Annotated in this window: 15 protein-coding genes and 1 other annotated feature; all 15 genes read right to left on the reverse strand. The window is 36.4% G+C overall.

Annotation, left to right across the window (positions count from 1 at the left end; translation table 11 throughout):
- Positions 1-41: 41 nt before the first annotated feature.
- Positions 42-1,325 carry a uracil permease gene (gene uraA / locus FH036_RS08205; protein ID WP_000435920.1) on the reverse strand — a complete coding sequence of 428 codons (1,284 nt, stop codon included), beginning with the start codon at positions 1,323-1,325 and terminating at the stop codon, positions 42-44.
- A 146-nt stretch (positions 1,326-1,471) separates the two neighbouring features.
- Positions 1,472-2,014: a bifunctional pyrimidine operon transcriptional regulator/uracil phosphoribosyltransferase gene (gene pyrR / locus FH036_RS08210; protein WP_001156487.1), complete on the reverse strand. Its 543-nt coding sequence runs from the start codon at positions 2,012-2,014 to the stop codon at positions 1,472-1,474.
- A gap of 202 nt (positions 2,015-2,216) precedes the next feature.
- The gene (locus FH036_RS08215) at positions 2,217-3,125 is read right to left on the reverse strand and encodes an RluA family pseudouridine synthase (RefSeq protein WP_000005838.1); all 909 of its coding nucleotides are present in this window, start codon (positions 3,123-3,125) and stop codon (positions 2,217-2,219) included.
- A 4-nt stretch (positions 3,126-3,129) separates the two neighbouring features.
- Positions 3,130-3,588, reverse strand: coding sequence for a lipoprotein signal peptidase LspA (gene lspA, locus FH036_RS08220; protein WP_000642177.1), 459 nt, complete (start codon positions 3,586-3,588; stop codon positions 3,130-3,132).
- 124 nt (positions 3,589-3,712) lie between these two features.
- Complete coding sequence (locus FH036_RS08225; RefSeq protein WP_001004664.1) at positions 3,713-4,042, reverse strand: TraR/DksA C4-type zinc finger protein; 330 nt, start codon at positions 4,040-4,042, stop codon at positions 3,713-3,715.
- A 156-nt stretch (positions 4,043-4,198) separates the two neighbouring features.
- Positions 4,199-6,964 carry an isoleucine--tRNA ligase gene (gene ileS2, locus FH036_RS08230; protein WP_000455926.1) on the reverse strand — a complete coding sequence of 922 codons (2,766 nt, stop codon included), beginning with the start codon at positions 6,962-6,964 and terminating at the stop codon, positions 4,199-4,201.
- A gap of 71 nt (positions 6,965-7,035) precedes the next feature.
- Positions 7,036-7,260 (reverse strand) — a binding site (T-box leader).
- Between the two features lie 51 nt (positions 7,261-7,311).
- On the reverse strand, positions 7,312-7,818 hold the full coding sequence (divIVA, locus tag FH036_RS08235; RefSeq protein ID WP_001131612.1) for a septum site-determining protein DivIVA: 507 nt from the start codon (positions 7,816-7,818) through the stop codon (positions 7,312-7,314).
- A gap of 89 nt (positions 7,819-7,907) precedes the next feature.
- Positions 7,908-8,675: a YlmH family RNA-binding protein gene (locus FH036_RS08240; protein WP_000029725.1), complete on the reverse strand. Its 768-nt coding sequence runs from the start codon at positions 8,673-8,675 to the stop codon at positions 7,908-7,910.
- Positions 8,676-8,690: 15 nt separating this feature from the next.
- The gene (locus tag FH036_RS08245) at positions 8,691-8,954 is read right to left on the reverse strand and encodes a YggT family protein (RefSeq protein WP_000450919.1); all 264 of its coding nucleotides are present in this window, start codon (positions 8,952-8,954) and stop codon (positions 8,691-8,693) included.
- A 6-nt stretch (positions 8,955-8,960) separates the two neighbouring features.
- Positions 8,961-9,431 carry a cell division protein SepF gene (locus tag FH036_RS08250; protein WP_000119138.1) on the reverse strand — a complete coding sequence of 157 codons (471 nt, stop codon included), beginning with the start codon at positions 9,429-9,431 and terminating at the stop codon, positions 8,961-8,963.
- Between the two features lie 19 nt (positions 9,432-9,450).
- On the reverse strand, positions 9,451-10,125 hold the full coding sequence (locus tag FH036_RS08255) for a YggS family pyridoxal phosphate-dependent enzyme (protein ID WP_044791556.1): 675 nt from the start codon (positions 10,123-10,125) through the stop codon (positions 9,451-9,453).
- A complete protein-coding gene (gene pgeF / locus FH036_RS08260) occupies positions 10,122-10,940 on the reverse strand; it encodes a peptidoglycan editing factor PgeF (RefSeq protein ID WP_001209002.1) in 819 nt (272 codons plus the stop codon). Before pgeF ends, FH036_RS08255 begins: the two co-directional genes overlap by 4 nt.
- A gap of 117 nt (positions 10,941-11,057) precedes the next feature.
- The gene (locus FH036_RS08265; RefSeq protein ID WP_001998116.1) at positions 11,058-11,342 is read right to left on the reverse strand and encodes a YlmC/YmxH family sporulation protein; all 285 of its coding nucleotides are present in this window, start codon (positions 11,340-11,342) and stop codon (positions 11,058-11,060) included.
- A gap of 167 nt (positions 11,343-11,509) precedes the next feature.
- On the reverse strand, positions 11,510-12,289 hold the full coding sequence (gene sigG / locus FH036_RS08270; protein WP_000197753.1) for an RNA polymerase sporulation sigma factor SigG: 780 nt from the start codon (positions 12,287-12,289) through the stop codon (positions 11,510-11,512).
- 157 nt (positions 12,290-12,446) lie between these two features.
- Positions 12,447-13,166, reverse strand: coding sequence for an RNA polymerase sporulation sigma factor SigE (sigE, locus tag FH036_RS08275; protein ID WP_000976948.1), 720 nt, complete (start codon positions 13,164-13,166; stop codon positions 12,447-12,449).
- Positions 13,167-13,175: the final 9 nt, after the last annotated feature.

Consider the following 13,175-nt stretch of genomic DNA (forward strand, 5'->3'; position numbering starts at 1 on the left):
CACCCTTTCCAGTCTCACAGGACTGAATTAAAAGGTTATTATTATGAAGCAATCTGCTTAGATTGTTTTATTTGTTTCGTTTCCGGTAGTAGTAAATTTAGCAGTACACCTACAATTGCTGCTAGTGCCATTCCTTCTACTTGGAATGATTCTCCTACATGAAGTACCGCTCCACCAATACCGATTACTAGTATTACTGATGCAATCATTAAGTTTCGTTTGTCACTTAAATCTGTTTTATCGTCTACCATCATACGTAATCCGCTTGATGCGATTACACCGAATAGTAAGATGGATACACCACCCATAACTGGTGTTGGTATCGAATGAATCAGTGCAGAAATCTTACCGATAAATCCGAACATGATTGCGAATACAGCTGAACCGATGAATAAGTATACACTGTACGCTCTTGTAATTGCTAGCACACCGATGTTTTCACCATACGTTGTATTCGGTGGTCCACCAATTAGTGATGCGATTAATGTTGCTACTCCATCACCGAAGATTGAACGGTGTAAACCAGGTTTTTCAATTAAATCTCTTTTAATAACATTTCCTAGTACAATTTGGTGTCCGATATGTTCTGAAATTGTTACTAGTGCTACTGGTACCATCAAGAGTACGATCTTCCATGAAAACTCTGGTGTGTATGTTACAAATGGTACTGTGAAATCTGGTACAACAAACCATTTTGCCTCAGCTACCGGCTTTAAGTCTACTAGCCCTTGGAAGTAAGCGAAAATATATCCGCCGATAATGCCAAGTAACACTGGTATGATACTGAAAAATCCTCTTCCGAATATTGAGCATATAATTGTAATTGCTAATGTTACTAATGCCACTGAAAAGTGTGTAAAGCTATATTTGCCATCCGCACCGTTCATCGCCATGTTAACTGCTGTATGTGCTAATGCTAAACCGATTACCATTACTACCGGGCCAACTACGATTGGTGGTAGTAATTTCATAATCCACTTTGATCCTGATTTCTTAATTCCGATTGAGATTAAGATATACACAAGCCCTGCTAGCAACCCACCAAGCATTGCTGCTCCCGGTCCACCTGCCGTTTTTGCTGTTATAATCGGTGCGATAAAGGCGAATGATGATCCTAGATAGGCAGGTACTTGACCTTTCGTTATAAGAAGAAACGCTAACGTTCCTAATCCACTTGATATTAATGCTACTGACGGATTCAATCCTGTTAAAAACGGAACAAGCACTGTTGATCCAAACATCGCGAACAAATGTTGTATACTTAAAAATAACCATTTTCCCGGTTTCGGTACTTCATTAACGTCTAACACTGGCTTTTGTTCCATTGTTACATCCTCCTTCAGTTTAAATCTTTGCAATAAAAAAACTCTTTGTGCCTGTGCACAAAGAGTCCTACACTTTCGTATGCCAAATTTGACATATGAAAGCCAAGACCCTTTGGCAGCCTCACAGGACTACATTTAAAAGGGCTTTACTTATCGTATATGCTTACTCGATCTTGTTGATCTGTCTCTTGCAAATCAACTTCGATACGCTCTTCACTTGATGTTGGAATGTTCTTTCCTACATAATCAGCGCGAATTGGTAGTTCACGATGACCTCTATCAACAAGCACCGCCAATTGGATTTGTGATGGTCTACCTAAATCCATCAGAGCATCCATTGCTGCTCGAACTGTTCTACCTGTATATAATACATCATCTACAAGGATAACTTTTTTCTTCGTAATATCTACAGGGATATCAGAACCTTTTACAAGTGGTTCTTTATTTTTCGATTGTAGCGTTAAATCATCACGATATAACGTAATGTCTAGCTCTCCAACCTCTATTTCTTTTCCTTCAATTTGACCAATTCGTTCTGCCAAACGTTGTGCAATAAAAATTCCACGAGTTTTAATTCCGACAAGAACACAATTATCGACACCTTTATTTCGTTCCACAATTTCATGACTAATTCGTGTTAAAGCGCGGCGAATCATTTGGTCATCTAAAACGACAGCTTTCTCTTGCATGCTCTACACCTCCAAGCTTTTTTCTTGCGTGAGAGTAATGGTATAAAAAAAGTCCTCTCAGCGTGTGCGAGAGGACTTTTGAAAAAGGGTATAGCATACCCTATGCATTTCAAACCGTTACCTTCTCAACCTCACGGGGCTGTGTTAAAGGATCATTATTTAACTGTTGTCAGTATCTCAGTTTTCTTATGATTTGTCAATACTATTTTCGTAAAATATTTAATGCATCTTCAAATACTTCTGGAATCGGTGCCTCAAACTGAATATATTCACCAGTACGAGGATGATCAAAGCCTAAAATACCTGCATGAAGTGCTTGTCCGTTCATATCTAATGTTTTCTTTGGTCCATACTTTGGATCTCCTGCAAGTGGATAGCCAATATATTTCATATGAACACGAATTTGATGTGTACGCCCTGTTTCTAAGCGACATTCTACAAGTGTGAAATCTTTGAATCGCTCTAACACTTGGAAATGCGTAACAGCATGCTTACCATTTTCATCAACCGTCATACTTTGGCGTTCTTTCTTATCACGAGCAATCGGAGCATCAATCGTTCCCTTATCGTGCGGAATAACACCGTGTACAATCGCTTTGTAACGTCTCGTTACTGTTTTTGCTACAAGTTGATTTACAAGTGATTCGTGTGCCATATCATTTTTAGCAACCATTAATAGACCAGACGTATCTTTATCAATACGATGCACGATACCCGGACGCATCACACCATTAATGCCTGATAAGTCTGTACAATGGTGCATAAGACCGTTCACAAGTGTACCACTTGTATGACCTGGTGCTGGATGCACAACCATACCACGCGGCTTATTAACAACAAGTACATCTGCATCTTCATAATAAATTTCTAAGTTCATATCTTCTGGCTGAATATCTAACTCTTCTGGCTCAGGAATCGTCACTGTAATTTCATCATTTTCTCTAACTTTATAATTCCCTTTTACAGCTTTTCCATTAACTGTAACAACGTCATCTTTAATCCATTGTTGTACTTGTGTACGTGACCATTCATTATTTATTCCTGCAACGAATTTATCAATTCGCTCGTTTTTTTGTTCTTCTGCAACTGTTACTTGTACTACTTCACTCATTCAATTACTCCTTCGTTTTCTTGCCTTCTAATAATGTTTGAATAATAATTAATACAACACCAATACATAATGCTGAATCAGCGATATTAAATACTGGATAGTTATACGAGAAAATATACACGTGAATGAAATCCACTACTTCTTGTCTAAATACACGATCAATAAAATTACCAATTGCTCCGCCTAAAATTAGACCTAATGAAATTCCTAGAAGCTTGTCTGTTTTTGCATATTTTTTCATATAAAATACGATAAATGCTACAAAAACGACTGTAATAATGTAGAAAAACCACATTTTATTTTCTAAAATACCCCAAGCAGCTCCTCTATTTCGATGTGATGTTATGTATAATACATTATCGATAATCGGAATACTCGTACCCAATTCCATGTTCTTTACAATTAGCCATTTCGATATTTGATCGATGGCAATGACAAATAACGCTATTACATAATATATCATTTTCATTTCCCCCACAAAGACAGTGTACCTCAAAATTTTAGCATAGCTGCCACCTTTTCACAATGAACCTTTATAGAAGAATAAAATAAATTAAAAAAAGGTAATATAATATCGTTGTGCACATTCATACATTTACTTTTTCATAGAAAAATTCATGAATGGTACGTGCAGTCGGCATCGTTTTCATTTGTTTTACCGACATTACTCTCCCTGTATCTTCACAAATACCATACATATCTATTTCCATTTTAAATAATGCACGTTCTACATCTTTTAAATCCTCTTTTATATCATGTAATAAAAGTTTTTTCTTTATCTCTTCCTTAATTTCATACCCAAGCTCTTCGCTAAACTCTGTATTATATTTGTACATAACCTCTTTAGCTAGCCTCTCTTGTAACTCTTTTCGCATCAATTGCAATTCTTCTTTGATTTCCATATACATTTCATTCACGTGTACATTCCTCCCAGTTGCAATGTACGATTAGTGTGTCCGAAATTTATATGCTTACCTCTCACACATTTTTCCTTCATAGGAAAGAGAGTGAAAGTTATTTCAATATACTGTTAACCAAAAAAATGACTGCACTTTACGTGCAGTCACCCCTTATTATTTTACATAATTTTCTTTAACAACCGTTGCACAACGCTCACATAATGTTTCATGTTCAGCATCTTTACCAATTGTTTCTGAAACTACCCAACAACGTTCACATGTTTCACCAGTTGCTTGAACAACAACAACCGCTGTATGTTCATACTTCGGTGCATCTGCTGGCGCTTCTTCCATCATGCCACCAAGTTTGTACTCAGAAACGATGAATAATTGCTTTAAGTCTTCGTTAATAGACTCTAACATAGCTTTCATTTCTGCAGTTGGATATAGCGTAATACTTGCATTTAATGACTTACCGATTACCTTTTCATTACGAGCTACTTCTAACGCTTTTAATACGTCATCACGCAATGTCATAAACGCATCCCATTTTGTTTTTAATGCTTCTGCACCATCTAATTGTGTAGCTTCTGGCATATCAGTTAATTGTACACTTTCTTCTGTTACACCTGGAATGTATGGCCATACTTCATCAGCTGTATGCGGTAAGATTGGTGTTACAAGTTTCGTTAATGCAACAAGAACATCATATAATACAGTTTGAATTGCACGACGATCTTCATGGTTCGCACCTTCAATGTATAAAATGTCTTTTGCAAAGTCTAAGTAGAATGAACTTAAATCAATTGTACAGAAGTTATGAATTGCATGATATACAGCAGCGAAGTCGTATGTCTCATATGCTTCTTTTACTTTTGTAATTAAGTCATTTAATTTCACTAACATGTAACGATCTACTTCACGAAGTTCAGCTATAGCTACTGTATTTTCACTTGGCTTAAAGTCGTCTAAGTTTCCTAACAAGAAACGGAATGTGTTACGGATTTTACGATACACTTCTGCTACTTGTTTTAAAATATCATCCGAAATACGTACATCAGATTGATAGTCAACAGAAGATACCCATAATCGTAAAATATCTCCGCCTAATTGATCCATAATTTTCTTCGGTACGACGATGTTACCAATCGACTTACTCATTTTACGTCCTTCACCATCTAATACGAAACCGTGGCTTAGTACGCCTTTATATGGCGCTTTTCCTGTTACAGCAACTGCTGTCGATAATGAAGAGTTAAACCAACCACGATATTGGTCAGATCCTTCTAAATATAAATCTGCTGGACGTTGTAAGTCATTGCGCTCTTCTAATACCGCTTGGTGAGAAGAACCTGAGTCGAACCATACATCCATGATGTCTGTTTCTTTACGGAATTCACCATTTGGGCTACCTGGATGTGTAAATCCTTCTGGTAATAGATCTTTCGCTTCACGCTCAAACCATACGTTAGAACCGTGTTCACGGAATAAATCAGCTACATGGTTAATTGTTTCATCCGTAATGATTGGATCACCATTCTCAGCATAGAATACAGGAATTGGCACACCCCATGCACGTTGACGAGAAATACACCAGTCACCACGGTCACGAACCATGTTATGAAGACGAGTTTCGCCCCATGCTGGTACCCATTTTGTTTCCGCAACAGCTTCTAATAACTCTTTACGGAATGCTTCAATAGATGCAAACCACTGTGCTGTCGCACGGAAAATAATAGGTTTTTTCGTTCTCCAATCATGTGGATATGAATGCGTAATGAATGTTAGCTTCAGTAATGCGCCTACTTCTTCTAATTTTTCTGTAATTGGCTTGTTAGCTTTATCATAGAATAAGCCTTCAAATCCAGGTGCTTCCTCTGTTAATACACCTTTATCATCAACTGGGCAAAGTACTTCTAAGCCATACTTTTTACCAACAATAAAGTCATCTTCCCCGTGTCCTGGTGCTGTATGAACACAACCTGTACCTGCATCTGTTGTTACGTGATCTCCTAGCATAACTAATGAATCACGATCGTAGAATGGATGCTTTGCAACTGTATACTCAAGCTCACTACCTTTTACTGTTTTCACAACTTCAGCGTTTTCCCACTCTAACGTTTTTGCAACTGTCTCAAATAGTTCAGAAGCAATAATATATTTTTCATCATTTACTTTTACAATAGCGTATTCAAGTTCTGGGTGAACAGAAATACCTAAGTTTGCAGGCAACGTCCAAGGCGTTGTTGTCCAGATAATGTATTTCTCATCACCTTCTAATACGTTCTTTCCATCTTTTACAGGAAATGCTACGTAAATAGATGCAGATTTTTTATCTTGGTATTCAATTTCAGCTTCTGCTAAAGCTGATTCACTCGTTGGTGACCAATAAACTGGTTTTTGTCCTTTATAGATATAACCTTTTTTCGCCATATCACCAAACACTTTAATTTGTTGTGCTTCATATGCTGGCTCTAAAGTAATGTATGGGTTATCCCAATCAGCACGTACACCTAAACGCTTAAATTGCTCACGCTGACGTTCTACTTGTTCATATGCATACTCTGCACATAACTTACGGAACTCAGCAACTGTCATTTCTTTACGCTTCACACCTTTATTTGTTAAAGCTTGTTCAATTGGTAAACCGTGTGTATCCCAACCTGGGACATATGGTGCACAGAAACCAGTCATTGATTTATAACGAACGATAAAGTCTTTTAATACTTTATTTAATGCATGTCCCATATGAATGTCACCATTCGCATATGGAGGTCCATCATGCAGTACAAATAAAGGACGACCTTTCGTATGTTCTTGTACCTTTTCATAAATATTCATTTCCGCCCACTTTTCTTGCATTGCAGGCTCACGTTTTGGTAAATTCCCACGCATCGGGAACTCTGTTTTTGGCATTAGTAATGTATTTTTGTACTCCATGCTCAATTCCTCCTTACATGTATAAAAGAAAGACCTAAAAAACGGAATAAAAAAGAGACTTTCTCATCCCAAAAAGGGACGAGAAAGTCTCCCGCGGTACCACCCTAGTAGATTCTATACGTATGTATACAATCCTCTTTATATTCTTAACGCGAATATACGCCTACGCTTACTCTATTTGTTCAGCGCGGAACTCCAGGGTGATATTCCCATTATCTCCTTATCCTGAGCTTACACCATCCTCAGTTCGCTATATAAGGTATGAAAAAGGTACTTATCCCTATCTTCGTTTTTCTTAATAAATATGTTGTTTAAAATTATATGTAATAATGAGAAAAACGTCAAGCTTACACTGTTTCTTCTTTTTTCAACAGCTCGTCTACTTCGTCTTCTAACTCAATTAGTTTATCCCAATCATCGTTGTTTAACATTTCAAGCTGTGTTTCTAATAACATACGGAAACGAGTGCGGAATACTTTCGCTTGTTTCTTTAGCTCTTCAATATCAAAAGCAACTTTTCTTGATTTTACTAAAGCTTCGTTAATAATACGGTCTGCATTCTTTTCAGCTTCACGTACAATTAATTTCGCTTCTTTTTGGGCATTACGTTTTACTTCTTCCGCTGCTTCTTGTGCAACAACGATAGATTTGTTTAACGTATCTTCAATATTAGAGAAATGATCTAACTTCCCTTCTAATTGCGCAACTTGTTCTTCTAAAGCTTTTTTCTCACGAATGACTAATTCATAATCTTTGATAATTTGATCAAGAAACTCATTTACTTGATCCTCATCATAGCCACGGAATCCGCGACCAAATTCTTTGTTATGAATATCTAATGGTGTTAACGGCACAACGCCACCTCCAAGTAGTTATCTAAATTTCCTCTTTCAATTATATCTTTTCTTCGACAAAATAGGAGGATTTCCTTCTAAAAAACCAATCATTTTAGTATACCATACAAAATTCTCCATTTGTCGCGCTTTGTTCTACCTTCTACAGAAAACAATTTACTGCGTCCATATCCTCTCACTGAAAAAACATCTCCTGGATAACATTCATAAGAGGTTTGCTCCACTGTTTTCCAATTCACTTTTACTAAACCATTTTTTATGAAAGGTTGTACTTTTTGCCTAGATATATGTAACATTTCAGCTAACATAACATCTAAACGAAGTGAAGAAACCGTTCCGGATTTCTCCCCCCACGTTTCTTGTATCTGTAGAATTTTTTCCCCTTGCACTGGTGATAAGGAGACTTTCACTTTTCCTATAGATTGTAAGTTCATCTCAATATAAGATACAACTTCTTTCGCGACTACAATTTGGGCACGATCTTCTTGAAGCAAAATATCACCACATTTTTCTCTCGTTAAACCGAGAGACATAAATGTACCTAATATTTGCCTATGCTCTAGCGTATAAAACTTGGAAGGATAGTCAATTTCCAATACTTCTACTTGAAATTCCTCTTCATTTATTACTAGATAGTCCGGATAAATGAGTGCTCTTTTGCGCTCTGCTTGAGACGTTGCACCATCAAATTGTACAGCAACATCTCCTTGTCCTATTACCATCGTGACAATTTGTTGTTGTCTTGGATCAAGAAAGTCTGTTAACTTCACTTGATGGTACTCTGCTGCTCGCTTCCACTCTAACACTTTATCCACAAAGACCACTTCATCAGGTCTAAAATGCTCGTAGATGCTCATGTATTTAACCTCTTACTATAAGAAATAGCCGAATAAAGTTACTAAACCACTTGTAGCAAGTCTCAACGCAAAAATCGCAACAAGTGGTGAGATGTCAATCATACCAAGCGGCGGAATAAATCTGCGAAATGGTTCTAAATACGGTTCACAAATACGGGCAAGAAAATCTCCGAAAGTTGATTCCTTTGCACCTGGGAACCATGATAGGAGAATGTAAATAATAAGTGCCCACGAGTAAATCTCGATAGCAGTAACTAAAAGCCTTAAAACTGTTTCCATGGCGTATTACCACCTCTTTATATTTGTGTCTTCTTCTTCACCGAATAACTCTGAAATTGCACCAACTATATCTACATTTTCAGGCGTACACATAAATGTTTTCGGTCCTATTTTTTGAATGTCCCCGCCTATAGCGTATACAGTACCACTTAAAAAGTCAACGATACGTACAGCTTGATCCGTAGACATTCGTTGTAAATTAATTACAACAGCTCGTCTACCTTTTAAATGGTCCGCAATTCCTTGCGCTTCCGAATATGTGCGTGGTTCTAATAAAACAACTTTTGAGGATTGCTTCGCTGTTTCAATGCTCACAACATTTTGTTTCGTTTGCGCTTTTGGAAACGTAACATCTTGTTGTTCTGGCGGATCTTGCTGCTTCTTCATGTCCGTTTGCTCCTTTTCATAACTATATTGAGCTGCTTCTTTTTCTTCAGGTGTATCAAAAAAGAAGTATTTTACTTTTGACCAACTCATAATAAGATTCTCCTTCCTTTTACGCTTTTCCTACTAAAATCGTCCCCAAACGAATGTATGTAGCACCTTCTTCAATTGCAATGGTGTAATCATTAGACATTCCCATTGATAATTCTTTACATGGCGCATGTAATAATTCTAACTCCTGCACCTTTGTTTGTAGCATACGTAATGTCTTAAAACAGCGTCTGATTTCTTCCTCTTCTTCTGTAAACGGAGCCATTGTCATTAGTCCAACCACTTCAATCTTATCCAATTCTTGCAAACTTTGAATAAAAGAAACGGTTTCTTCTATTGCCAATCCTTGCTTTGATTCTTCAGATGATGTTTTCACTTGAATAAAACATTTCACTTTCTTATCCGCACGTTTTTGAATTTCTTTTGCAAGTGAAAGACGATCTAATGAATGTAAATAATCGATTTCATTAATGATTTCTTTTACTTTTCTCGTTTGTAATGATCCAATAAAATGCCAATTCACTTTTGAACCGAAATGTTCATACTTCTGTAAGAAACCTTCATTTCTATTTTCACCTAAATCGATAATTCCTGCTTCAATTACTTCGTTTGTTTTTTCAATTCCTACCGTTTTTGTAACTGCAACGAGTTTAATATCTTGCAAAGAACGTCCCGCTCGCGCGCAAGATTGTTTAATTGCTTCGTTTACAGTTGTTAAATTTTTTTGTACTGTCACTTGCTTTCATCCTCCTTAAAACCTATGAAACTCAACATTCTCCCTGTCTTACCTTGATCACGACGATGAGAGAAAAACAGTTGTTCTTCACAGCTTGTACAAAGAGATGACATTACAATATTCTCTTCTTTTATGCCTGCTTGTACACATAATATACGATTAATTTCTTTTAAATCAATTGCGTACTGTCCGTCTGAAACTTTTTTATAAGGAACAGAACCGTTTACTACTTGCTCTGCTGCTGTTAACACTCGATCATCAACAACGTAACAACAAGATCCAATTGCTGGTCCAATCGCAACATGAATTTCATCACTCGAAATCCCTTCTGCATTCCATTTTTGAATCATTTCTTTTGCAATCTCTTTTACAGTCCCTTTCCATCCAGCATGCGCAAGTCCTATCATACCATGTGATGGTGCATAAAAATAGAGTGGAACACAATCCGCATAACAAGATGTTAAAAGAACATCATTATTAGTCGTATAAATGCCATCTGTTTTTGAAATGCCGTCTTCATATGAATAAACGCCACTTCCTTTTTCCTGTTGTCCTACTTTTTCAACATGATGATCATGAACTTGTTCAGAGCAAATCCAGTTTTCTAATGGTTTTTGTAACTTATTTGCTAAAATGCGTCTATTTTCATGAACGTTCTCGGCAATATCATTCACATGTAATCCTAAATTCATTGCATGAAAGGAGCCCGTACTTACCCCACCATCTTTTGTCGTAAATCCAGCAGTAATGTTTCCAAGTTCTTTCCACGCTTCTAAATACAGTATACCGTCCACATATTTAAATGGTTCTCTCATAAGGCTGCTCCTTTTAATTAAAATAACATAAAAAAGCATGGTACTTCCTGTCTATTTTACCATACTTTTATTTTTTCATAATCCTAACAGAAAAAAAAGAGGAATTTGTAATATTCTTTATGAAATTGTCGGTGTTTGTATTGATTCTGTTACAGAATTAACAGGATTTACTCTAACAAGTATGACATCTTCCCCAATTTTCACAATTTCTTTCCAAGGAATTACAATTTCTACGTCTTTCCCAAAAATCCCAAACATACGTGCCTGTTTAGAAATAATAATAGAATCGATCTTCCCTGTGTTCATATCAATTTCAATATCGCCAATATTCCCCAGCCTTTTTCCGTCTGAAACATTTATTATATCTTTCATCTGCAATTCCGAAATTTGTATCACTTTCATCCTCTCCCTTATATATGACGAATCGAAAAAACATTGTTTCACAAATGAACAGGAAGCACCCTCTTACCAACCTCATATTATTTTCATTATATGAACACAACTATCCTACTATGAGCGCAAACAAACTATATGACATATAAAAAGGTCTCACCATAAATGGTGAAACCTTATCCTTGAATCGTCTTATTCATTTGTTTAATAGCTGATTTCTCTAAACGTGACACTTGTGCTTGAGAAATCCCAATTTCTTCTGCAACTTCCATTTGTGTTTTTCCTTGAAAGAAACGTTTTCGAATAATCATTTTCTCACGATCATTTAAACGCTTCATTCCTTCTTTTAGAGCTAACTCTTCAACCCACTGCTCGTCCTTTTGTTTTTCATCACTTAACTGATCCATAACAAAGATAGGATCCCCCCCATCGTTATAAATCGGCTCAAATAATGAAACTGGATCTTGAATTGCATCTAAAGCAAAAACGATTTCTTCATGAGTCACTTCAAGCACTTTTGCAATATCCATTGCTGTTGGTTCTTTTGAATTTTCTGCAATCAACTTTTCTCTTACTTGTAACGCTTTATACGCAATATCTCGTAAGGAGCGAGATACGCGAATCGGATTGTTATCACGCAAATATCTGCGTATTTCCCCAATAATCATCGGCACAGCATACGTTGAAAATTTTACATTTTGGCCTAAATCAAAATTATCAATGGATTTCATAAGTCCGATACAACCAACTTGAAATAAATCGTCAACATATTCTCCTCTGTTATTAAATCTTTGGATGACGCTCAGTACAAGACGTAAGTTTCCATTCACTAATTTCTCTCTTGCGCTTATCTCTCCACTTTGCATTTCACGAAATAATTTACGCATTTCATCATTTTTTAGTACGGGAAGTTTAGCTGTATCAACACCGCAAATTTCTACTTTGTTTCTCGTCAAAGTGTTCCCTCCTATCGGGAGTTGCTGTACAGTGTAAAGTATTTCCTTTGAAGGGGATTTTATGCATGCGGTTTTCTCTTCATTTTTCATTTTCGTTGTCTCTCCTCATACAACGAAAGAGAATAAGACCAGCCTACATAACGGCTGGTCTTATTCTTTACACCATTTTATTAAATTCTTTTCGTAACCTTTTTATGATTCTTTTTTCCAAACGCGAAATGTATGACTGTGAAATCCCAAGCATATCTGCTACATCTTTTTGCGTCTTTTCCTCTCCTCCAGCGAGCCCAAACCGAAGTTCCATAATTTGTTTTTCACGATCATTCAATTGATGTAATGCTTTCATTAGAAGATGACGATCAACAGTAGCTTCTAAATCTTTTGTAATAATATCATCGTCTGTCCCTAATACATCTGATAATAAAAGTTCATTCCCGTCCCAATCGATGTTAAGTGGTTCATCAAAAGAAACTTCTGAACGATTTTTATTATTGCGGCGTAAATGCATTAAGATTTCATTTTCGATACAACGTGAGGCATATGTTGCTAATTTTATTTTCTTTTCTGGATTAAATGTATTTACCGCTTTAATAAGCCCGATTGTTCCAATGCTAATCAAATCTTCAATATTTATCCCTGTATTTTCAAACTTTCTTGCTATATATACGACTAGCCGTAAATTACGTTCAATCAGTAACGACCTTGCCGCCTGATCTCCTTTTGGCAATTTATTTAATAAAACTTCCTCTTCTTCTTTCGTTAACGGCGGTGGTAACGCTTCACTTCCACCAATGTAATAAATTTCATCGGTCTTAATTCCTAATTTCAACAATACTTTATACCAAAGGTATACTAAATAAAATTTTAATTTCATCATATTATCCCG

This window comes from Bacillus sp. CD3-5, from assembly GCF_006349665.1.
Taxonomy (GTDB): Bacteria; Bacillota; Bacilli; order Bacillales; family Bacillaceae_G; genus Bacillus_A; species Bacillus_A paranthracis.